Annotated in this window: 19 protein-coding genes; 13 read left to right on the top strand and 6 right to left on the bottom strand. The window is 46.4% G+C overall.

Annotated elements, in window-relative coordinates; all coding sequences use genetic code 11:
• Positions 1-18 precede the first annotated feature (18 nt).
• A complete protein-coding gene (locus KO501_RS11440; protein ID WP_216029809.1) occupies positions 19-2,358 on the bottom strand; it encodes a TonB-dependent receptor in 2,340 nt (779 codons plus the stop codon).
• A 185-nt stretch (positions 2,359-2,543) separates the two neighbouring features.
• Between KO501_RS11440 and KO501_RS11435 the strand changes: the two genes are divergently transcribed.
• The 5 genes from KO501_RS11435 (at position 2,544) to nadK (ending at position 7,765) form a co-directional block, all read left to right on the top strand.
• The gene (locus KO501_RS11435; RefSeq protein ID WP_216029808.1) at positions 2,544-3,839 is read left to right on the top strand and encodes an SLC13 family permease; all 1,296 of its coding nucleotides are present in this window, start codon (positions 2,544-2,546) and stop codon (positions 3,837-3,839) included.
• Positions 3,840-3,846: 7 nt separating this feature from the next.
• On the top strand, positions 3,847-5,037 hold the full coding sequence (locus tag KO501_RS11430; RefSeq protein ID WP_216029807.1) for a homoserine O-acetyltransferase: 1,191 nt from the start codon (positions 3,847-3,849) through the stop codon (positions 5,035-5,037).
• A gap of 9 nt (positions 5,038-5,046) precedes the next feature.
• Positions 5,047-6,045: a PHB depolymerase family esterase gene (locus KO501_RS11425; protein WP_216029806.1), complete on the top strand. Its 999-nt coding sequence runs from the start codon at positions 5,047-5,049 to the stop codon at positions 6,043-6,045.
• An 8-nt stretch (positions 6,046-6,053) separates the two neighbouring features.
• On the top strand, positions 6,054-6,818 hold the full coding sequence (locus tag KO501_RS11420; protein ID WP_216029805.1) for a 3-hydroxybutyrate dehydrogenase: 765 nt from the start codon (positions 6,054-6,056) through the stop codon (positions 6,816-6,818).
• A gap of 71 nt (positions 6,819-6,889) precedes the next feature.
• Positions 6,890-7,765 (top strand): NAD(+) kinase, encoded by an 876-nt coding sequence (nadK, locus tag KO501_RS11415; RefSeq protein ID WP_216029804.1) that lies wholly within the window; start codon positions 6,890-6,892, stop codon positions 7,763-7,765.
• Positions 7,766-7,811: 46 nt separating this feature from the next.
• On the opposite strand, the gene KO501_RS11410 is transcribed toward nadK, so the two are convergent.
• The 5 genes from KO501_RS11410 to rutR all read right to left on the bottom strand — a co-directional run bounded on the left by KO501_RS11410 (position 7,812) and on the right by rutR (position 13,828).
• Positions 7,812-10,580, bottom strand: a complete 2,769-nt coding sequence (locus tag KO501_RS11410; protein ID WP_252728377.1) for an HAD-IC family P-type ATPase — start codon at positions 10,578-10,580, stop codon at positions 7,812-7,814.
• Positions 10,581-10,784: 204 nt separating this feature from the next.
• On the bottom strand, positions 10,785-11,951 hold the full coding sequence (locus KO501_RS11405; RefSeq protein WP_216029803.1) for an aldo/keto reductase: 1,167 nt from the start codon (positions 11,949-11,951) through the stop codon (positions 10,785-10,787).
• 330 nt (positions 11,952-12,281) lie between these two features.
• Positions 12,282-12,743 (bottom strand): DUF6795 domain-containing protein, encoded by a 462-nt coding sequence (locus tag KO501_RS11400; protein ID WP_252728375.1) that lies wholly within the window; start codon positions 12,741-12,743, stop codon positions 12,282-12,284.
• Positions 12,744-12,854: 111 nt separating this feature from the next.
• Positions 12,855-13,073 carry a VF530 family protein gene (locus tag KO501_RS11395; protein WP_216029802.1) on the bottom strand — a complete coding sequence of 73 codons (219 nt, stop codon included), beginning with the start codon at positions 13,071-13,073 and terminating at the stop codon, positions 12,855-12,857.
• Positions 13,074-13,162: 89 nt separating this feature from the next.
• Positions 13,163-13,828 (bottom strand): HTH-type transcriptional regulator RutR, encoded by a 666-nt coding sequence (gene rutR, locus KO501_RS11390; RefSeq protein WP_216029801.1) that lies wholly within the window; start codon positions 13,826-13,828, stop codon positions 13,163-13,165.
• Positions 13,829-14,133: 305 nt separating this feature from the next.
• Between rutR and rutA the strand changes: the two genes are divergently transcribed.
• From rutA to KO501_RS11350, 8 genes are all read left to right on the top strand, one after another.
• The gene (gene rutA, locus KO501_RS11385) at positions 14,134-15,222 is read left to right on the top strand and encodes a pyrimidine utilization protein A (protein WP_216029800.1); all 1,089 of its coding nucleotides are present in this window, start codon (positions 14,134-14,136) and stop codon (positions 15,220-15,222) included.
• Positions 15,222-15,980 carry a pyrimidine utilization protein B gene (rutB, locus tag KO501_RS11380; RefSeq protein ID WP_216029799.1) on the top strand — a complete coding sequence of 253 codons (759 nt, stop codon included), beginning with the start codon at positions 15,222-15,224 and terminating at the stop codon, positions 15,978-15,980. The genes rutA and rutB overlap by 1 nt, the downstream gene beginning before the upstream one ends.
• Positions 15,981-15,991: 11 nt before the next feature.
• Positions 15,992-16,375 (top strand): pyrimidine utilization protein C, encoded by a 384-nt coding sequence (gene rutC / locus KO501_RS11375; RefSeq protein ID WP_216029798.1) that lies wholly within the window; start codon positions 15,992-15,994, stop codon positions 16,373-16,375.
• A 55-nt stretch (positions 16,376-16,430) separates the two neighbouring features.
• Positions 16,431-17,213 (top strand): pyrimidine utilization protein D, encoded by a 783-nt coding sequence (gene rutD, locus KO501_RS11370; RefSeq protein ID WP_252728373.1) that lies wholly within the window; start codon positions 16,431-16,433, stop codon positions 17,211-17,213.
• Between the two features lie 30 nt (positions 17,214-17,243).
• Positions 17,244-17,834, top strand: a complete 591-nt coding sequence (locus KO501_RS11365) for a malonic semialdehyde reductase (RefSeq protein WP_216029797.1) — start codon at positions 17,244-17,246, stop codon at positions 17,832-17,834.
• 20 nt (positions 17,835-17,854) lie between these two features.
• On the top strand, positions 17,855-18,385 hold the full coding sequence (locus KO501_RS11360; protein WP_216029796.1) for a flavin reductase: 531 nt from the start codon (positions 17,855-17,857) through the stop codon (positions 18,383-18,385).
• Positions 18,386-18,404: 19 nt separating this feature from the next.
• Positions 18,405-19,895: a CoA-acylating methylmalonate-semialdehyde dehydrogenase gene (locus tag KO501_RS11355; protein ID WP_216029952.1), complete on the top strand. Its 1,491-nt coding sequence runs from the start codon at positions 18,405-18,407 to the stop codon at positions 19,893-19,895.
• A gap of 199 nt (positions 19,896-20,094) precedes the next feature.
• A complete protein-coding gene (locus KO501_RS11350; protein ID WP_216029795.1) occupies positions 20,095-22,413 on the top strand; it encodes a TonB-dependent receptor in 2,319 nt (772 codons plus the stop codon).
• Positions 22,414-22,447: the final 34 nt, after the last annotated feature.

Genomic DNA, 22,447 nt, shown 5'->3' with positions numbered 1-22,447 from the left:
ACCGTTAAGGGCGGTGAATTAGAAGCGGTATCCCACCGTAAGTTGTACGGTACGAGGGTCACCATAATAGCCAATGAGAGTGGTATCTCCGCCTAGACCCGGTCCGTATGAACCATCATCATTACGGGTAACAAAGTCATAGCCCCCCACCAAATATTCTTCGTCGGTCAGGTTTTTCACGTGCAGGCCACCATACCAATTACCTTCCATGCTTTCCCAACTAACACTTAAATTCACCATACCGTATGCGTCTTGTTCAATAAGATCACTGGTTTCAAACAACAAGTAATCGCCACGGTAGTAGTAATTTGCATTAAAGATAAAATCACCCATATTAGTTTGCAGCAAATAGTTCGCCGCCACATTCAAGGTATTTTCTGGAGTGCTAGCAAGCCCAATTAACGGCGGAATGGCATTGTTTTCTTTAATTTCAAAGTCGATATAACCGTATGCTAAGTCAAATGACAATGCATCGTTAACCACATAGGTCATTTCCACTTCTGCCCCCTTCGCCGCGGTTTCAGCGGCGTTTCTTAGGCGCTGCTGTAAGGCGGTAGGATCATCAGAGTTTCCTTCGATACCAATGTATTGGCGATCTTTATGATCATAGCTAAATAGTGTGACGTTCATCCGAAACTGATCGGTTAGATCACTTTTCATACCCACTTCAAAGGAATCCACCACTTCTGGCGCTACACCGGGTTCGTTAGTCTCCGCTCGCGGGTTGAAAGTGCCAGATTTAAAGCCCTGGGCATAGCTAGCAAAAAACATCGTGTTCCTGTCATATTGGTATTCCACCCCAACCCGCGGGGTAAAGCGAGACCAGCTTTCTACGGCAGGCGCATCAAGTAGGCCATCACCGTCGGTGTCAGTGCCAAGCACTTGGGGAATATTCACATCATCCGGACGAACATACCCGTCTATCCAACCCGATTCAGGGTATAGGTTATAAAGTACGGTACCGTTATTTACCGTGGCTTGTTTTTCTTCATCGGTAAATCGGGCCCCCAAAGAAATAGACCATTGATCGTTAATATCGTAATTGAGTTGCGAATACGCGGCCCAGCTTTCACTGTTGTTACACCCGGAGGTTTCGCGACTAAACCCGGTGGTATCTTCTGGGAAAATGCCCAACGCCCCATAGGTGCGACCCAGTACCCCAAGGACAGCATTAAATACCCCACAGGACTCACCGTCATAATAATACAAGCCACTAACCACACTAAAATCTCGGCCGGCATAATTAAGTTGCAACTCGTGGGTATCATTTTCATCTTCGTAAATGGCTGGCACATCGAAGATATCTAACTGGGTATTGTCAAAATCGATGTTCGTGGGTGAATAACCTTCACGGTGTGAACCAATGTACTTTACTTCTAAATTTTCGGTAACATTGTATCGCGCCATCCAATTGTACCCTTCTAGCTCCACTTTATTGTTGGTGGGCAAGCTGGTATACGAATCGTAAACCGAGTCTGGACTGGGCGCGTCAGTTAATACGCTAGAGAGCAATCGATACCCCCCTTTGGCATTGGATTTATCTTCGGTTTTATCCCAGCCAAAACGAAGGAAGAAATCATCCGTAGGGTGCACTTCTAAGGTTAACCGTGCCGCCCATAAATCTTTGTTATAGTTCTCGGTATCTTGGCCGTCTAATGCTGAAACCAAAAATTCACCGTATCCATCTCGGTTCAGGTTTGCGTATCCAAAACCTAAATAGACTTTATCTTCTACAATGGGGTATTGACCGGTTAGCTTCACGTCGCGACGGTTGTAGTTACCCAAGGTTAACTCAGCGTTGAGTTGAGGGTCACCCGTCATTTCTTTAGTTACATATTTTACGGCACCACCAATGGTATTCTTACCATACAAGGTACCTTGTGGGCCCCGTAAAACTTCAATTCTTTGCACATCAAGCAAATCTAAAACCGCCCCTTGTGGACGTGCAATATAAACATCATCGACGTAGATCCCGACTCCTGGCTCGTATCCCCACAGTGGATCCTGCTGGCCCATGCCTCGGATAAATGCGGTGAGTGTAGAGTTGGTTCCCCGACTGGTTTGCAGCGTGGTATTAGGAGAAAACTGTTGTACTTCGGTAAGCACGCTTATGCCTTTTTCAGACAACTCAGTGGCACCAATTGAGGTGATCGCCACCGGCGTTTCCTGCAATGACTCAACAGTTTTTCGGGCGGTAACCTCAATGCGTTCTAGTTTTCCTCGGGCTTCTTCGGCCTGATTTTCATTGTTGGCAGCCTCTTGCGCCATTACCCCAGGCGCACTAAAACAGGCAGCAGTAACAGCCATAGAGCAAAGGGTACGAGTAAAGCGACTTACGGGTTTGTGCGTGTATTTCATTATTGTGTCCCTATTCTTATCCACATTCGAATTCAATCTGAAGGTGCGGTCGTTATTTACTGTAGGGGAAAAGTGACCGTGGGTAAGTAGTACCATCGTACTATGGGCAACAACCTGATTTACCGCCACAATCTATTCAATTCCTGAAGCGTCTGCGGTCACAGAATGTCGGTAAGGAATCCTATATGTTAAGTATGTTTGGTCTAACTGGCGGGCTTGCGCTACTCATAATTCTCACCATTCGAGGTATGAATTTGTTTATCGCCGCACCGCTTTGTGCACTCATTGTCGCTGTTTCCAGCGGCATTCCATTAATTCACGGTGATGAAAATTTTATCACCCTCTACATGAGTGGATTTTCCGGCTTTATTGCTGCCTGGTTTTTTATGTTTTTACTAGGCGCAATATTCGGGAAGTTCATGGAAGATACCGGTGCCGCTGACTCTGTCGCTCGCTGGATTGTGGATAAGCTAGGTTTTAAACAAGCGGTGCTTGCCGTGGTATTGGCGTGCGCCATTCTCACCTATGGCGGCGTCAGTTTATTTGTGGTGGCGTTTTCCGTTTACCCTATGGCACTGAGTTTATTTAAAGATGCGAATCTACCAAGACGCTTTATTCCGGCGACCTTAGCCTTTGGTTCGGTGACTTTTACCATGACCTCCGCTGGCTCACCGGAAATCCAAAACTGGATCCCCATAAAATACTTGGGGACCTCTCCGTTTGCGGCTTGGGAAGTCAGCTTAGTGGTGGCAGCGTTTATGGCGACATTTGGGTATTGGTGGCTTAAACGCATGATTGGTCGCGCCGTTGCCAATGGCGAGCAATTTGACGTCCGCCCTGAAGATCCTAAAGTTGCCGTACGGGATTACCCACATCCTATAACTGGTGTATTGCCTTTGTTAATTGTGCTTATTTTGTCTTTTTGCTTACATGACAGCATGGCGCACTTGGCCCTAATTGTTGCATTGTCTGGGGGCGTATTAAGCTTAATGATCATTAACTTCCAGCATTTCCATAATTTATCTGCAGCTATTAATGCAGGTACCACTGGAGCACTGGTGGCTATCGGCAATACAGCCGCGGTAGTGGGCTTTGGTTCAATTGCCAAACATACCGATGCCTTTCAACACACCGTTGAAATTATGACCCAGATACCGGGTAATGAATTAATTGGTGCCGCCATTGCAGTGAGTGTGATTGCAGGTTTAACCGGCTCAGCCTCTGGTGGCCAGGCCATTGTGTTGCCCTTAGTGGGTCCTCACTATGTGGATCAAGGGGTGCAACCTGAGCAACTACACCGTATTGTCTCCATTTCATCGGGTGCGCTGGATTCCCTTCCCCACAATGGGTATGTTGTAACGACGATTCGGGCGATCTGTAAAGAAACCCATCAGGCAGCATACCCGGCAATGGCCGCATTAACCGTCGTGGTTCCGTTAATAGGGCTAAGTATTGCCATTGCACTGTTTAGTATTTTTTGAGGTAAAAATGAAAAAAATAATACTGACTACCCTTTGCTGTCTTTTTATTACCTGCGCCTATGGGCAAACCCAAGATGACAGTTTACTAACCGAAAAGCGTCGCTTTCATTTAGCCCAATTCACCACGTTTGGCGGACAAGTCATTCCCAATGTGAATGTAGGTTGGGAAAGTTACGGCAAACTGAACGAGAAAAAAGACAATGTGGTGTTAATTACCCATTATTTTTCGGGGAACTCCCATGCTGCCGGCAAGTATCATCCCAGCGACAAACAAGCAGGCTACTGGGATGCCCTCATTGGCCCGGGTAAGGCCATCGATACCAACCGTTTTTATGTGCTCAGTGTGGACTCTCTTGTTAACTTAAGTGCTAACAATCCCAATGTTATTACAACTGGGCCGGCCTCTATTAACCCCACAACGGGTAAACCTTATGGCCTTGATTTTCCAGTAGTAACCATAGGTGACTTTGTTAATGTACAAAAAGCCTTGTTAGAAAGCTTAGGAATATCCTCGTTGTATGCCGTGGTTGGCCCGTCTATGGGGTCTATGCAAGCCATTGAATGGGCGGCGACCTACCCCAGCTGGGTTGGGCGTATGATTGCAGTGATCCCAGCGGCACAAAGTGATGCCTGGACCACGGCGGCTTTGGAACAATGGGCCATGCCAATTCGGCTAGATGCTAATTGGAACGAGGGAAACTACTATGAACAAACTCCGCCCACAGAAGGACTTACCGCCGCGCTGATGCTCATCACGCAACAAGCTCTTTCTCCTGCGTTTTTTAATCAACAAGGAGACAGTTTGGCATATTCACCTCTGGAAGCTGGGCCCCTTGAAGATATTCGACAATCCCACAGTATTGTCAACTGGCTATATCAACGGGCAAAAAGCCGGGCAGGACAAATGGACGCTAACCACCTGCTTTATTTGGTAAGAGCCTGCCAGTTATTTGTAGCCGGGCACCAAGGTTCACTGCAAAATGGCCTTAAAAACATACAAGCAAAAACACTGTTTATCCCGGCCCAAAGCGATTTACTATTAATGCCTTATATGGCAGAGCTGTCTCATGGCTTATTACAAGCCCAAGGAAACAACACGCATATAGCGCCCCTAGAAGGCCAATCGGGCCACCTAGAAGGCCTATTGAATATTCAAGAAAAAGCAAAAACCATCCGTCAGTTTTTGGAAAACGAATAAGAGAGGCTTATGAATAAATTTACTGCGCCCCTAATTTCCACCGCTTTAGCCTTGGCGCCTGTTGCAGTTGCAATGGCGAAAATTCCCCCTTTAAAGCTCGATGTTGAAGATATCACGGTATCGGGGTTATCGGCCGGTGGCTACATGGCAAACCAAATGCATATTGCATACAGCGATTGGATCTCTGGGGTGGGCATCATTGCTGCGGGCCCCTATTATTGTGCAAAAGGCGATATCACCACAGCGCTCAGCCAGTGCGTGGACAAAGAAGAGCCGGCCATCAATCTTGACGAACTTAGTGCAGTGGCAGAACAACAAGCCCAACAAAATACCATTGCCCCATTGGCAAACCTTAAAAACGATAAAGTATGGCTGTTTCACGGTACCCGCGATACCCGGGTATCTGCCAGTGCCACCAATAAGCTGGCACAGCAATACGCCCGTTGGGTATCAGCCGAAAATATTAAATACGTTAATGATAAGCCTATTGCCCATTTGTTTCCTACACTTAACCATGGTGGGCAGTGCATGGTATCGGAAGCCCCCTTTATTGGCCGGTGCGACTACGATGCCGCCGGCGATATGCTGTCGTTTTTGTTAGACGATATTAAACCCGCGTCTACAAAAACCAGCGGGCGAGTTATCAGTTATAGCCAAAAAAGCCTCGCAGGAAGCGATGCAAAAACCCTGGCAGACACGGGTTACGCTTATGTACCTAAGCAGTGTGAAGAAGGCGAAACCTGTCACGTTCATGTGAGCTTTCATGGTTGCAATCAATACGCAGAAGCCGTGGACATGGCCTACGTTGAACAAACAGGCTTAAACAATTGGGCCGACAGCAATAACCTTGTAGTGGTTTACCCGCAAACAAGAAAATCACTATTTATGCCACTTAACCCTCAAGGGTGTTGGGATTGGTGGGGGTATACCGGCGACGATTATGCCACCCGCGAAGGTAAACAGCTTAAAGCAGTAAGAAAAATTGTTCTTGGATTAGCATCAAATTAGGATAAATCATGACATTAAACATTTTTGTAACTGGCGGAGCCAGTGGCATTGGATTCGGCATTGCAGAATCCTTCGCCGAAGAAGGTCATCATCTTATCATTGCAGATATTAATATTGAGGCGGCGAACTTAGCGGCACAGCGTATTAAAGAAAATGGCGGCAGCGCCCAGGCGGTGCAGGTTAATGTTTGTGACGCCGACCAGGTTGCGGCTTTGCCCGAGCAGTTAAAAGCCACCCCGGTTGATGTACTGGTTAACAACGCGGGGATCCAACATGTGTCGAACATAGAAGATTTTCCCGCTGAAAAATGGCAACAACTTATCAATATTATGCTGGTAGGCCCCGCTTTACTGACTCAGGCATTTTTGCCCAGCATGCGTAAAAAAGACTATGGCCGCATCATCAATGTTGGCTCTATTCATTCATTGGTCGCCTCGCCGTATAAATCGGCCTACGTGGCCGCAAAACACGGTCTTCTTGGCTTTGCTAAAACCATTGCACTAGAAACCGGCGACTGTAACGTCACTATCAACACCCTTTGCCCAGCCTATGTGAAAACCCCCTTGGTGGAAAAACAAATTACTGCCCAAGCAAAAGAAAACGGCATAACAGAAGAAGAAGTAATTAACGAAATTATGCTTAAACCCATGCCGAAAAAAGCGTTTATATCGGTACAAGAGCTTGCCGACAGCGCCAAGTTTTTACTTAGTAGCAGCGCTCGAAATATCACAGGGCAAACGATTGTTCTTGATGGCGGTTGGGTGGCTAGATAGCACTTTCAATTATAATAATACCTATGCTAATGTCCGAAAATAACTAATAGGGAGCAGGCGTTAGCCAGCGTATGACATATAAAACGGTTGGATTGATTGGTAAAGCAGACCATGTAGGCACCCATGATAGCCTCGGTCAAATTGCGGCGTATTTAGAGCAACGAGGCTGTAACGTGTTGGTGGAAGAGTCTGTGGTTCAAAACATGAAACACTGCCCTTACCCTTCAGCTAATATAGTCACCATTGGCAAAGAGGCTGATTTGGCGGTGGTAATAGGTGGCGACGGCAGCATGCTTGGTGCCGCCCGTGTGCTCGCCCGTTTTGATATTCATGTGGTGGGCGTCAACCGAGGAAACCTGGGGTTTCTCACCGATATCCATCCAGATCAAATTGAAGAACAGTTAAGTCTTATATTTGACGGCGATACGGTGGTTGAAGAGCGCTTTTTACTTGAGGTTTGCATCTATCGTTACGAAAAGCTTAAAAGCAGTAACGCCGCCATGAATGAAGTGGTACTGCACCACGGAAAAGTGGCGCATATGATGGAGTTTGAAGTTTATATCGACAACCAGTTCGTGTTTAGTCAACGTTCTGATGGCTTAATTGTTTCTACCCCCACCGGTTCAACGGCCTATTCGTTGTCTGCCGGAGGCCCCATTATTGTGCCTCATCTTGACGCGCTGACTCTGGTCCCCATGTTTCCCCACACCTTGAGTAGCCGCCCCATTGTGGTCGATGCTAAAAGCACCATTTCCATGCGTGTGTCAAAGGTTAATAGTGACAGTTTACAAGTAAGTTGTGACAGCCATATCGTGTTACCCGTGCTACCCGGTGATGAAATTCGTGTCCATAAAAGTAACGACACACTCACCCTCGTACATCCTAAAGGTTACAGTTACTTTAATGTGTTACGAAATAAATTAAGCTGGGGCAGCAAACTGTATTAGCCCAAGGGGCAACAAAAAGGACGGCTCCTTGCCGTCCTTATTTTTCTTATGACCGTTTCATTTTATCTATCAACCAAATACGACAGACCTTTTCTGTTTCCAGTAAAGCAAATAATACGCACCCGGCCAACACAATAAGCAAGTTATCCATAAGCGTGGGCGCCTGCGTACCAAACACCGCCTGCAACCAAGGGATATATGAAATGGCGAACTGTGCCACGATAACAAAGATGACGGCACTCCAAGCGATTTTCGTCCCCTTTAGACCTGACAAGGTAAAATGACGACGATGCATGGTACGTATGAAGAATAAGTAAAAGATTTCTAGCCCCACCAGCATATTCATGGCTTGCGTACGGGCATATTCCACATCGTGACCTTCCTTCACAGCAAACTGATAAATACCAAAAACCGCTAGGAAAAATAACGTACCGACTAATAAAATTTGCCACACTAACGCCGGTTGAATGAGCGCTTGCCCACGACGTCTAGGCGGCTTTTTCATGGTATTGCTGTCGGTGGGTTCAAACGCCAGTGCCATACCTAGCGTTACCGCCGTGATCATGTTGACCCACAAAATTTGTACCGGGGTAATGGGATAAGGCAAGCCGGCCAATAGCGCGACAATAATGGTGAGGGCCTCGCCCGCATTGGTCGGTAATGTCCAACTGACTACTTTTTTGATGTTGGCGTAAACAGTACGCCCCTGCTCTACCGCTGATGCAATGGAGGCAAAATTATCATCGGCTAACACCACTTCCGCCGCTTCTTTTGCCGCTTCGCTGCCTTTTAACCCCATGGCCACACCGGCATCTGCTCGTTTCAAAGATGGCGCATCGTTAACCCCATCTCCAGTCATCGATACAGTAAGCCCTAACGCTTGCAGCGCCATCACCAAACGTAACTTATGCTCTGGCGTGGTGCGAGCAAACACATCCGTTTGTTGTACGGCGTGTTTTAATTCTTCGTCTGACAGGGTGTTAATTTCTGCCCCCGTTAACACGGTATCGGCGTGTGCTAAGCCTAGTTGCAGACCAATAGCTTGAGCCGTGATAGCGTGGTCGCCGGTGATCATCTTAACCTGAACATGGGCTTGCTGACACTTTTTCACCGCCTCGATGGCCTCTTGACGCGGTGGGTCAATTAACCCAACTAACCCTAATAAACATAACCCCTCGTCTAGATCCGACACTGACAGAGCGTTGGCGTCTTCAGGCATAGGTTTTATGGCCAACGCCAATACCCGTAAACCTTGTTTTGCCATACTTTCCGCTTTCTCCTGCCAAAAAACAGTATCAAGGTTGGCGTCACCGGTTGCCGTGCGCTGACTGTCACATTTATTGATCACCACCTCAGGGGCACCTTTTACAAAAATGGCGTGATGATGGGCATGATCATGGTTCAAGGTTGCCATGTATTGCGTATCAGAGTCGAAGGGTAATACGTCAGTGCGAGACCAATGTTTTCGATACTCCCCCCCTTCATCAAAGGCCACTTTTTGAGAAAAACTCAGCAGTGCCCCTTCCATGGGATCGCCCTCGGTTATCCACTCGCCGTCTTTATTGTTAATCTCTGCGTCATTACACAAGGCACAGGCGCTGGCAATGTCATTAAGCAGTGAATGATGAGTGGTTACAGGCTGTTCATTTAGCCGTATTTTCCCTTCAGGCTCATACCCTTCACCTTCCACTGAAAAGGTTTCATCGGCGGTATTTACCCACGACACCAACATTTCATTGCGGGTAAAGGTACCGGTTTTGTCTGAGCAAATAACAGACACCGATCCTAGCGTTTCAATGGCAGGTAGAACCCGTACAATCGCGTTGCGCTTTGCCATTGCTTGGACGCCAACGGCAAGGGTAATGGTAAGCACTGCGGGTAAACCTTCAGGGATCGCAGCCACCGATAACCCCACCACGGCAAGAAACAGATCCGCAAAGGGTTGATCTAGTATGAAGGTACCCACACCAAGTAAAATAACCGCCACCACGAGAATAAAAACCGTGATCCATTTTGCCAACACGTCCATTTGTTCAACCAGTGGTGTGGTCAGTTTTTGCACATCAGAAAGCATCCCACCAATTTGGCCGATTTCAGTATGTTCGCCTGTAGACACAACCACGCCCATACCTTGGCCGGCTGTAACAGTGGTACCGCTAAACGCCAGACAGGTACGATCTCCTAAGGCCGTGTCGTTCTCGACTTGGCGGATGTTTTTTTCTACAGGAAGCGACTCACCTGTCAGTAAGCTTTCTTGAATAAAAAGGCTGTGCGCTTTTATAATACGAATATCCGCAGGGACTTTATCTCCTGCCTCCAGCATCACAATATCACCAGGAACAAGATCTTCACCGTCAATGGTCTGCCGTCGCCCGCCTCGGTACACCGCCGCCTTTAACGCCAGCATTTGGCGGATAGAATCCATGGCTTTTTCTGCCTTGCCTTCCTGCACCACTCCGATTATTGCGTTCACCACGACAACAGCAAAAATAACCGCGGTATCTACCCAATGCTGTAAAAATGCCGTCATAATGCCAGCCACAATTAAAACGATGACTAACAGGTTGGCAAACTGTTTTATAAATCGACTAAACAGGCTTGCATGAGGTGCTTCTGGTAAACGATTTGGCCCGTACTTGGTTTTTCGATGTGCCGCTTCTTTCTCTGTTAATCCATCTTTTGAAGCGTCAAGAAGGTTCAGTACTTCTTCACTGGTCTTGTCGTGCCAGTGGTAGTGCGTTTTACTTTCCATCATTGCCTCACTTTTCTGCCCATTTAATAAGTGTAGATCCACGTTATCAAAATGCACGTCCATGAATGATGATATGCATCAATGTCGCAAAGATCATATGCAAATTAAAGGAGTAAAGTGAAGCAAGGGTAGCGATGGATCCGTTGCAAAGGCGTATATTGGCGATCACATTGACGCAAGAGCAAGAAGACACGTGCCCGAAAGCGTTGTTGTTCGGGCACGTCAATTTACCTACATAATTTGACTACATAATTTGACTACATAAGATTACGCCGGTACTGGTGCGTTTTCTTCAATTAAGTTGTTTGCTTTTAATTCCTGCCAAAATTCATCCGGTATCACAACCTTCATTGCAGCCACATTGGCCTCAACCTGCTCGGCAGTGCGCGCCCCAGGAACGATACCAGACACCGTAGATGGCGCTTCTGCAAACTGCAACGCTGCCGTTTTAATATCAATACCGTGCTTTTTAGCAATGGCGCTAATGTTGTCGAATTTCTGCTGCATGGGGTCAGGAATAGACGGCGAATAATTAAACCGATCACGGCCGGCTAAAAAGCCACCATTTAGAGGGGCGCCGATAACCGCGGAAATACCTCTTTCTTCTAGCATGGGAAAGGTTTTATTAAGCGCCTGTTTGTGATCTAAAATTGAATACTGAAGGGCCAGTAGACAAATATCAGGATCGGACATTTCCAATGCCTTGTATACGGCATGAGGAGTATTTACGCCAAATCCCCACCCTTTAATAATACCTTCATCACGCATTTTCGTCAGTTCGGGGATCGCCCCTTTAGCGGCTTGTTCAAAATACGAAATCCAGTCTTCTCCCATATCACTGTTCTGGGGGGACAGATCGTGAATATACACAATATCTAGTGACGCAACGCCAATGCGGTGCAGTGTGTCTTCGATAGAACGACGGGTACCTGACGCCGTGTAATCATATTCATAATGAAAGGGAGAATGGTCGGCCCAATGCCAACTATTTTCCAAGGGTTCAGATGAGGGCGTAAGCAACCGGCCTACTTTGGAAGACAACACATAATCTTCTCGTTTTTTGTTCCGCAGCAAGTCACCAAAGCGCCGCTCACTTAAACTTAAGCCATAAAAAGGCGAGGTATCAAAATGCCTTATACCGGAATCCCACGCAGCGTTGAGCATGGTTAAAATTTCGTTGTCACTAGAGATGGTATTAAACCCATTACCGGCTGCTAACCCGCCTAACCCCATACGACCTTCTGGACGGTAGTGCTTATACTTTGATACATCATTTGTAGGTAGGGCTGTACTTGCGTCTATGGGCCCTTTGGTAGGCATGAGCTTGCCCGTCGAGTGTTTTATCTTCAATTGTTCAGCGAATGCTGATGCACCTAGAAAAGAACCGACGCCTAATGCCGCACCGGCTTTAATGAAATGTCTGCGAGATACCATTTACTATTCTCCGTAAGTAACGTTATATGCCCGCCTCTTGTGCTCGTAAAATTTCTATCTACCTCAACAGTTGCTTGATAACACGCAAAAAAATTAGCTTTAACAAACAGGAAAGTAACCCACCCGTTTTGTAATCCGTGAACTCCCATCTGCCAATCATGTTATGAAAGAAATCGTTTAGATGTGTGATGAACCACGACAGTTAAGCCGTCCATCGCAACACATGCTCAAGAGGGCTAACCTTGTTACCAACGAAGATGGCATACAGATCAACGTGATCTGGGATTGTAATGGTCACAGGGCATTGGCTAAGAATGGAAGTAAGCTGAGTTAATTTGCTGCAGAATCTATATCCGTTGCCACCAACCCACAGGTGGTGTAAATGGCAAATGTGTGGCGAGTGTCTTCTTTTATGGGGATATCATAGGTTTGAGGCGGTTGCGATACATCGCAGACTAGGCCCGATAAGAGATCTTTCAACGTCTGGCTATCGTTGTATATCGAAATGCTCGCGACCCATAACACGATCCCCTCAGTGGTCCCATTTTCCAAATAAATATGCTGGAACAAAGAAGAATTGTCGAACATTCGCGAAGGTTTAGCGGTTTTAATTATTTTCTCAGCAAACTCAAATCGTCCGTTTTCATCGGTTAGCGCGGTATCGACATACTCATCACCATAGGTTAACGAGCGAATGATTCGGGTATGCGCCATGGGTTTATCACCATGGAAAAGTTGTCCAGAAATGGGGGCGGACAACAAAAACGGTCGCTTTTTGAAAAAACTAAACATATCAGCGTATACCTTGATAGAAAAAAACAATACGACTAGCGCCAGGAAAATCGTGCCCCAACCCTTTAAGCGAAACGAAAACAAGGTATTAAGCTCCTGTAGTTGGCCGAATTATTTTAAGAAGGTATTGATATAAAGCTGCTCTACCTTATCACGGGCCCACTGGGTTTTTCGGAGAAATTTTAACGATGATTTAATGGAAGGATCGTTATCAAAACAATTAATTTTGATGCGGTAATATAACCCATCCCACCCGTAATGGGCGTGTAGTTGCGTAACAATTTTCTCCAGAGTAAGCCCATGGAGCGGGTTATTCGGTTGCTGATTCATGGTGGATCTCGTACCTTACTTTTAACTCATTTTACAAGGTATACCATGGGATGTCTGTAGCAAGATACCGGAAAACATCGCCAGTTTAATTAGGGTTTTAAGCCATCTAATAAAATACGGGTAATGGTTAACAAGGTTTCGTCAAAAAATACTGGGTCTTGCAAGTCTTTACCGGTAACCGCTTTAATTTGCACGCTAAAATCGGCGTAGTGCTGGGTGATCGCCCAGATACTGAATATTAAATGGTAAGGTGCGATGGGTTTGAGTTTGCCCGCCGCAATCCACGCGTTAATCACTGCGCTTTTATCATCAAGAAGGTTTTTCAGTGGCGTTTGTAATTCTTTGATAAGAAGGGGCGCGCCCTGAACCACTTCCATACAAAATAATTTAGACTCGGCAGGATTGTCCCGCGACATTTCTAGTTTAATTTTTATATATTCGCTTAGTGTTTCAATAGGATCTTGTTCTGGCGAAAAACGCTGTAAAGGGCGCAACCACACTTCAAGCAAATGGGTGATCACATCTAAATATAACCCCTCTTTGCTTTTAAAGTAGTACAGCAAGTTACTTTTAGACACGTCTGCCAATTCAGAGATTTGCTCCACACTGGTACCACTCACCCCATTTTTTGAAAACAAGGTTAACGCCGCATCCATAATGCGAGTGCGCTTTTCTTGTAGGGCCTGTTCACGACGTTTTTGCGCCATGGGGCTGAATGTACGTGGTGTCTTTGGGTTCATTTCTTTGTTGGACATTGTGTGCTTCTTAACTGCTTTATACCTCAGAGCGAGCATTTTACGCTTTGATCCTGCTTCGATAAACCGTTTTGAACAAAATTGCACCATAAAAGCACAGTTGCACTAAACCATTCGTTCCAAATTAGACCAAACAGTCCATTTTAAAAATCAAAAACACATAACCACTTGATAATAAACACATATTAATTTTGGCCCACTTTATGCTGCTCAAATATTAAACCGTTGTTTCGCAACATAGACTTCGGGCACTTAACGAAGCACTGGCACGACAGTGCAAAATATAAACAAATAGAGGGAACATCATGGATATAGGTGTATTTATTCCAATTGGCAACAATGGCTGGTTAATTTCCAAAAACTCCCCCCAATACAAACCCACATTTGATCTCAACAAAGAAATCGTGTTGAAGGCCGAAAAGTATGATTTAGACTTTGCCCTTTCGATGATCAAGCTACGGGGTTTTGGTGGTGATACTGAATTTTGGGACTACAACCTAGAGTCCTTCACCCTGATGGCAGGGCTTGCCGCAGTAACCTCAAAAATTCAACTATACGCGACTGCCGCAACCTTGGTGCTCCCCCCCGCGATTATGGCCAGAATGGCAACTACCATCGATTCTATTTCCAATGGTCGGTTTGGCGTAAACCTGGTTACCGGTTGGCAACGTCCAGAATACTCGCAAATGGGAATGTGGCCCGGAGACGAATTCTTTGGCAATCGCTATGAGTATTTAGACGAATATATTCAAGTGGTAAAAGAGCTTTGGGAAACCGGTCAAAGCGATTTTAAAGGTGAGCATTTCCAAATGGACGATTGTCGCATGCTGCCTAAACCCCAACGAAAGATCCCCCTTATCTGTGCCGGACAAAGTGCGGCGGGTATGGATTTTTCTGCCCGTCATGCCGATTACAACTTTTGCTTTGGCAAAGGGGTAAATACGCCCACCGCTTTTGCACCCACCGCCGAACGTTTAACAGAAGCCGCTAAGCAACATAAACGTAATGTGGGTTCTGCGGTTCTCATTATGGTAATCGCCGATGAAACTGACGAAGCCGCCATGGCGAAATGGGAAAGCTATAAAGAAGGTAAAGATCAATCGGCCCTAGACTGGATGGCTACCCAAGGCGCAGCCGACAAAAAGTCTGGTAAAGACACCAACATTCGTGACATGACCAACCCCACCTCTGCGGTAAATCTCAACATGGGAACATTGGTTGGCTCTTATGAGTCCGTTGCCGCCATGTTAGATGAAATTGACACCGTACCTGGTTGCGAAGGCGTTTTATTAACCTTTGATGATTTCTTAAAAGGCATGGACGATTTTGGTACCAAGATACAACCACTGATGAAATCTCGTCAGCACCTGCTAAGCACATCAGGAGCAGCGTAATGTTAGAAGGTGACACATACGAAGTATCTGGTTGCTTTCAAGCTAAACAGGAAGGCCAACCCGTACTTCCAGCAAAACCGGAACCCATTGTTTTAAACCCAGCAGAAACAGCGGTGATTGTTGTTGATATACAAAATGCCTACGCCAGCAAAGACGGCTATTTAGATAAAGCCGGGTTTGATGTTTCCACCACAGCGCCAGCAATAGCGAATACCGCAAAGGTTATAGAAACCGCCCGCGGCGCAAACATGCCCATCATCTTTTTTCAAAATGGCTGGGATCCTGATTACAAAGAAGCTGGCGGCCCTGGCTCCCCTAATTGGTATAAATCCAACGCGTTAAAAACCATGCGCAAACAACCTGAACTATTAGGTAGTTTATTGGCTAAGGGCACATGGGATTACCAACTCGTGGACGCCCTTGTTCCTCAACAGGGCGATATTATTATTCCTAAAACCCGCTACAGCGGCTTTTACAACACGAACTTAGACAGCATGTTGCGCAGTCGCGGCATTCGCAACTTAATCTTTACCGGTATCGCCACCAATGTGTGCGTAGAGTCAACCTTAAGGGATGGTTTTCACCGAGAGTATTTCGGCGTGGTCATCGATGATGCCACTTATCAAGCCGGGCCGGTGGCAATGCATGAAGCAGCCCTATACAACATTCAAACCTTTTTTGGTTGGGTCTCTAGTACCCAGCAATTTTGCGAAGTATTCGGCGCAAATCAGTCGCCTAACCCATCTACTAACAAATAAGGACCGTCACCATGCCAAAAAAAGCCATCATTCCAGCAGGCACTGCCGCCCCCCTCGCGCCCTATGTACCAGGCTCTATGGCCGATAACATTCTGTATGTTTCTGGCACATTACCCTTTGATGAAAACAACGATGTGGTGCATGTCGGTGATGCCGAAGCGCAAACTCGCCATGTATTAGAAACCATTAAAGGCGTAATTGAAGAAGCTGGCGGTACCATGGATGACGTCACCTTTAATACTATTTTGCTCACCGACTGGGAAAATTACGGAGTGATTAACAAGGTGTATGCCGAATACTTTGCCGGCGAAAAACCCGCTCGATATTGCATAAAAGTGGGTTTGGTAAAACCTGAAGCGCTGGTAGAAATTGCTTCTGTTGCACACCTAGGATAGCGGTACATGATGGGATCACGATGGAATCGAAAATATCCGGTTTTGCGAGGGCGATATGATGTATTTTGAAACCCACGGACTCACTGCGCCTGACGCCCCTACGCTAGTATTAAGTTCTGGTTTGGGTGGCTCAGCGCAGTTTTGGCAACCTCAATTGCCTGCCCTGATAAACAACTATCGGGTTATTGTGTATGACCAAATTGGCACCGGCCGCAGCCCTGCCAACCTTCCAAGTCATTACAGCATTGCTCATATGGCCGACGAGCTACTGACGTTGCTCGATAGACTGGATGTCAGCCAATGTCATCTTATCGGACACGCTCTAGGCGGTTTAGTGGGTTTACAACTGGCCATTCGCCGTCCCGATATGCTTTCCAGTTTGCTACTGGTGAATGCATGGAGTAGTCCCAACCCCCATACGCTGCGCTGCTTTAATATTCGCAAAGCCATTTTAGCCAGTGGAAAAAAAGACATTTACCTGCAAATGCAATCACTGTTGCTTTATCCGCCAGATTGGATTGCGGCCAACCACGCCGAACTGTCAAAAGAAGAGGCCCATCATGTTGCCAACTTTCCCAACCAAGATAACTTACTTGCCAGGATCCACGCCCTGTCTACCTTTGATATCGAGGCTCAACTAGGTGATATCGCCACGCCCACCATGGCGATTGCCAATAAAGATGATTTGCTTGTGCCTTGGCAGCGTTCACAGCCCTTTGCCAACAAAATGCCAAATGCCGAACTTGTGACCATGGAATATGGCGGACATGCGTCTAGCGTCACCGCCACTGAATCATTTAATAACATATTACTTAGTCACTTACAGACATTCGCATAATGTGACTTCACAATTTTGGAATTAGATTTTATGACTACAGCACTTAACGACAATGCCCTTGACCAGCTTTTTACTCAAGCGCACACCCATACTAGCTGGTTAGATAAAACCATAGCCAATGAGGTGCTACACCAGCTTTACGATCTTGTAAAAGTGGGAGCAACCTCTGCCAATTGTAGCCCTGGCCGCTTTGTTTTTATTACCTCACAAGAAGGCAAAGAAAAGCTCAAGCCTTGCTTATCAAGTGGCAACGTGGCCCAGACCATGAGCGCACCTTGTACGGTTATCGTTGCTTATGACGAGACCTTTTACGACCACCTCCCTACCCTGTTTCCTTATGCCGATGCGAAAAGCTGGTTTACCTCAAGTCCTGAAGCCGCTTTTGAAACCGCCATGCGTAACAGTTCCTTACAGGGGGCATACCTTATTAGCGCCGCTAGAGCATTAGGCTTAGACACAGGTGCCATGTCGGGCTTCGACCCTAAGCGGCTTAATGAAACCTTCTTTTCAAAAAGCACATGGAAAGTGAATTTCCTGCTCAATATAGGCTATGGCGATAATGAGAAAGTTCATGACCGTTTACCACGCCTAGATTTTGAACAAGCCTGTCAAATTTTATAACGCTTAAGAAGGAACTTCCCATGTCTTTAACTGCTATAAATGAAGAAACAACTTCTATCTTACCCCCAGTTACCCCCGACACCTACCGCCAGGGTATGGCTAGTGTCGCCGCGGCGGTGAACGTGGTTACCACTTCAGGCCCCCAAGGAAATGCAGGCTTTACCGCGACGGCCGTATGCAGCGTAAGTGATAATCCCGCCACCTTGCTTGTTTGTTTAAACCGCGGAGCATCGGTACACAAGGTATTTCAAAATAGTACCAGCTTAGTGATCAACACCCTTACCTCACAGCAGCAATCCATTTCGAATTTGTTTGGTGGTAAAGCCTCCATGGAAGATCGTTTTAACGGTGCACAATGGGCAACCTCTAAAACCGGTGCTCCTATGCTCGTGGGGGCTGCAGTCAGTTTCGACTGTGTCATTACTGATGTAAAAAGTGTGGCAACCCATGATGTGATTTTTTGTCAGGTGGTAGATATCCAACAAGACGAAAATGCCGATGCATTACTGTACTACCAGCGCGGTTACCACAACGCCAGCAAAGACGTATAACGAAGGGAATAAAACAAGCATGAAAGTTGTCGGTCATTTTATTAATGGAGAAACCTGTACACCGAAAGGACGTATGCAGGAAGTGTTTAATCCCGCCACAGGCGAAGCTGAAAAACTGGTGGTACTGGCCTCAAAACAAACGGTCAATGAAGCCATCACCTGTGCTGAAAATGCTTTTCCTGCGTGGCGTAATACGCCAGCAAGTAAGCGCGCGCGGGTTATGTTTGCGTTTAAAGCCTTATTAGAAAAGCATGCAGATGACATCGTTGCCTTAATTGGTGCCGAACACGGAAAAATTAGTCATGATGCCGCCGGAGAACTACAACGGGGTATCGAAAATGTAGAGTTTGCCTGCGCTGCACCGCAATTATTAAAAGGCGAACACAGCAAAAATGTCGGGCCAAATATTGACGCTTGGAGTGAATACCAACCCCTTGGCGTTGTTAGTGGCATTACGCCGTTCAATTTTCCGGCCATGGTGCCTCTGTGGATGTTTCCCCTGGCCATTGTTTGCGGCAATACCTTTGTACTTAAACCTTCGGAGCGAGATCCAAGTTGCGCGATTTTTCTTGCCAAACTGCTAAAAGAAGCCGGTTTGCCCGATGGTGTGTTTAATGTGGTTAACGGCGATAAAGAAGCCGTTGATTGCCTTTTAGAAGATGCCCGTATAAAGGCCGTTAGCTTTGTGGGCTCTACGCCTATTGCCGAATATATTTACACCCAAGCCAATGCCAATGGCAAACGCTGCCAAGCCTTGGGTGGGGCTAAAAACCACGCTATTGTGATGCCAGATGCCGATATCGATAACGCCGTAAATCAACTATTGGGGGCGGCGTTTGGATCATCAGGAGAGCGTTGCATGGCCTTGTCTGTGGTACTTGCCGTGGGTGATGACATCGCCGACATCATGGTAGACAAATTACAAAGTGCCATGACGAGTTTAAAAGTGGGGGCTTACGAAGACGCCAGTAACGATTTTGGCCCGCTGATCACCTTGCAGCATAAAGAAAAAGTGGAAGGCTATATTAGCAGCGCCGCCGAAGAGGGCGCGAGCATCTTGGTAGATGGGCGCAACCCTCATGTAGACGGTTTCGAAAACGGCTTTTTTCTTGGCGCGACCTTAATTGACAAAGTTACCCCTAAGATGGCGAGCTATCAGGCGGAAATTTTCGGCCCGGTTTTACAGGTAATGCGAGTTAAAAACATGGAAGAAGCCATGGCGCTTATTGACGAGCATGAATATGGCAATGGCACCTGTATTTTCACCCGTGACGGTGAAGCAGCGCGCTATTTTTCTGATCATATTCAAGTTGGCATGGTGGGCATTAACGTTCCTTTACCGGTACCGGTTTCTTATCATAGTTTTGGCGGCTGGAAGCGCTCACTGTTTGGTGATTTACACGCCTACGGCCCAGATGGCGTGCGCTTTTACACCAAGCGCAAAACCATCACCCAACGTTGGCCATCTAGCACCATAAGAGAAGGGGTAAGCTTTTCTTTTCCAAGTTAACACACCGTTTTGACGACCACATTCATAATAATTTTAAATTCCATGCCATCAGTCGGGCTTTTAGCACGACTTTTGGCATGAAAATCAGTGGCCTTCGATAAGCAGTTTACATCGACAGTTACTCTTGAAAATCGGGACAACACCGCCGTCAAGGGAGAGCAAAATGCTCTCGAAAAAAAACTATAAATGAGAGTAAATCATGCAAACGTTAAACACACACAAATGCATGCTGGCGTTGTCAGTATCCATGGCTTTATTGGCTCCCGTAGCGCACGCTGCGGAAAATGTTTGGGAAAGTATTGAAGTTACCGCACAAAAACGGAATGAAAATATCAGCGATGTGGGTATTGCCATTACCGCGTTTTCCGGTGATCAGTTAGAAGCGTTGGGGCTTGAAAGTAGTACCGAGCTTATCGCATTCACACCCGGTGTATCTCTAGCTGGCGATATTGGTGGCCAACGTGCCATATTTAATATTCGCGGTGTGGTTCAAAACGACTACGCCGACCTTGCCGAAGCACCGGTAGCGGTGTACGTCGATGGCGGTTATCTGGCCAGTACCCAAGCACAAACCTTTGGTTTATTTGACGTAGAACGTATCGAAATTCTTAAAGGCCCCCAAGGAACCTTGTTTGGTAGAAACGCCACCGGCGGTTTGGTCAATACAATAACAGCCAAACCCACCGCAGACACCGAAGGCTATGGAGAGTTTACCGCCGCGCGATTTGATCAGTATCGATTTGAAGGGGCAATTTCGGGCCAATTAGCCGACGGCATTTATGGCCGTTTTTCTGGTTTTACTAACCAGCAAGGGGAAATTTTAGAAAACATTTATGAAGACGGCGCAGAGCCAGATACCCGTTCGGGTTCAGTAGGCGGTGGGCAAGACGGCTATAACGACGATACCCTCGCCTTTCGTGCTCAACTGTTGTTTGATATTGGCGATGAAGGTTCATTACTACTAAGCGGTAACTGGTCGGATACCACCAAAAGCGAAGGCCCTTATCAAGTGGTAAATACCACCGAAGTAAAAGACGCCGAAGGTAATGTTACAGATGTTATTTTTGCCGCTGACGACCCCTTAGGTTGTGACACCATTCAATCCGGCGTATGTGTTGACGGCAACTTTAATGGAGATCCATTACGCCCAGTACAAGGCGGCGACTTCAATGGTAACTTTGATCCAGACGGCTCGGGCAATCTAGTTAACAAAGACTTTGCCTTTGATGATCAAAATAAAATTGAATCTCGTGGCCTGGCAGCCACTATTGAATATGCCTTTGAAGACTTCGATTTCTTTGCCATGTCTGACTACAAGCAATTTAAGCGAACCGTAGGGCTGGATTCTGACCAAACCGCCTCACCTGAACTTATCTTTCAATCTAACAGTACCATCGACCAGCTTAGTCAAGAGTTCCGATTCTCAGGGGAAACCGCAGATTTTAGATGGGTAACGGGTTTGTATTATCTTTCTATTGATACAGATTACAGCCAAGGCTTAGCGGCTTCGCCCACCGCCTATTTTTTAGGTGGTGAAGAAAATAATACCTTAGTTAGTTTAGAAACCGATTCCTATTCGGTATTTGGCCAAGTGGATTACAGTCTAACAGAGGATTTAGTGTTAGTGGGCGGGTTACGCTATACCCGAGAAGACAAAGATTTTGTGGGTAACGTTTATCAAAACACAAATACCAACGACCGGTTAATAGAAATAGATACCACCACGGCCCCATTAGAAGTATTAGTAGACAGTAACAATCAAAACCTATGGTCGGCAAAGCTTCAATTAGAATACAGCGTGGGCGATAGCTTGTACTATGCAGGTATTAACCGAGGGGTGAAAGCCGGTAGTTTTAACGCCCCCTTGTTTGGCGGTTTTAGCCAGTACGAACCCGAAGCCCTTACCGCTTACGAAGCCGGCCTAAAGCACAGTTTTATGCAAGGCAATGGCGTGTTTAACGCCAGTGTTTTTTACTATGACTATAGCGATTACCAATCTTTCTCTTGGGTAAACAATGCCGGGGTAGTAACCAACGAAGAGGCAACCTTTAGTGGCGTTGAATTAGAAGTCTTTTTAACCCCCACCGATAACATCGATTTACTGTTTAACGCCTCATATACCGATGCGGTTGTGGAAGATCTTGAAGTCGCCTCGGGTTATTTTGCCGATACCACTCCACCTTTTACTCCCGAATATCAGGCATCAGCCATGATCAGATATAACTGGCAAGCTTTCAGCGGCAATATGGCAGCCCAGCTATCGGCTAATTACCAATCTGAAACCTATCACAATGCCCGTAACTTTACCGCCCATGAAATTGACGGATTTGCCACCGCCGATGGACGGTTAACCTGGGACGATAACGATGATAAATGGCAGTTAGCAGCCTACGTGGATAACCTGTTTGACTCTGATCATGAGCTAATTGGTTTCGACGTTTCCGGCTTTTACGGCACAACGCAAATTTCTTATGCCAAACCTAGAACCTATGGTGTCACCATAAGACGTAATTTTTAATTAAGTAATGCTAAGGCCTAACAAATCGTGAGGC

It is taken from the genome of Alteromonas sp. C1M14, from assembly GCF_018860965.1.
Classification (GTDB): Bacteria; Pseudomonadota; Gammaproteobacteria; order Enterobacterales; family Alteromonadaceae; genus Alteromonas.
This window is presented reverse-complemented; position numbering and strand designations above follow the sequence as displayed.

Coding starts and splice junctions, on each gene's coding strand:
- KO501_RS11420 (WP_216029805.1), top strand. CDS start 6,054: ATGACATTAAACATTTTTGTAACTGGCGGAGCCAGTGGCATTGGATTC.
- KO501_RS11405 (WP_216029803.1), bottom strand. CDS start 11,951: ATGGTATCTCGCAGACATTTCATTAAAGCCGGTGCGGCATTAGGCGTC.
- KO501_RS11410 (WP_252728377.1), bottom strand. CDS start 10,580: ATGGACGTGCATTTTGATAACGTGGATCTACACTTATTAAATGGGCAG.
- rutA (WP_216029800.1), top strand. CDS start 14,134: ATGGATATAGGTGTATTTATTCCAATTGGCAACAATGGCTGGTTAATT.
- rutD (WP_252728373.1), top strand. CDS start 16,431: ATGATGTATTTTGAAACCCACGGACTCACTGCGCCTGACGCCCCTACG.
- KO501_RS11360 (WP_216029796.1), top strand. CDS start 17,855: ATGTCTTTAACTGCTATAAATGAAGAAACAACTTCTATCTTACCCCCA.
- KO501_RS11435 (WP_216029808.1), top strand. CDS start 2,544: ATGTTAAGTATGTTTGGTCTAACTGGCGGGCTTGCGCTACTCATAATT.
- KO501_RS11400 (WP_252728375.1), bottom strand. CDS start 12,743: ATGTTTAGTTTTTTCAAAAAGCGACCGTTTTTGTTGTCCGCCCCCATT.
- KO501_RS11365 (WP_216029797.1), top strand. CDS start 17,244: ATGACTACAGCACTTAACGACAATGCCCTTGACCAGCTTTTTACTCAA.
- nadK (WP_216029804.1), top strand. CDS start 6,890: ATGACATATAAAACGGTTGGATTGATTGGTAAAGCAGACCATGTAGGC.
- KO501_RS11395 (WP_216029802.1), bottom strand. CDS start 13,073: ATGAATCAGCAACCGAATAACCCGCTCCATGGGCTTACTCTGGAGAAA.
- KO501_RS11350 (WP_216029795.1), top strand. CDS start 20,095: ATGCAAACGTTAAACACACACAAATGCATGCTGGCGTTGTCAGTATCC.
- KO501_RS11440 (WP_216029809.1), bottom strand. CDS start 2,358: ATGAAATACACGCACAAACCCGTAAGTCGCTTTACTCGTACCCTTTGC.
- rutR (WP_216029801.1), bottom strand. CDS start 13,828: ATGTCCAACAAAGAAATGAACCCAAAGACACCACGTACATTCAGCCCC.
- KO501_RS11425 (WP_216029806.1), top strand. CDS start 5,047: ATGAATAAATTTACTGCGCCCCTAATTTCCACCGCTTTAGCCTTGGCG.
- rutC (WP_216029798.1), top strand. CDS start 15,992: ATGCCAAAAAAAGCCATCATTCCAGCAGGCACTGCCGCCCCCCTCGCG.
- KO501_RS11430 (WP_216029807.1), top strand. CDS start 3,847: ATGAAAAAAATAATACTGACTACCCTTTGCTGTCTTTTTATTACCTGC.
- rutB (WP_216029799.1), top strand. CDS start 15,222: ATGTTAGAAGGTGACACATACGAAGTATCTGGTTGCTTTCAAGCTAAA.
- KO501_RS11355 (WP_216029952.1), top strand. CDS start 18,405: ATGAAAGTTGTCGGTCATTTTATTAATGGAGAAACCTGTACACCGAAA.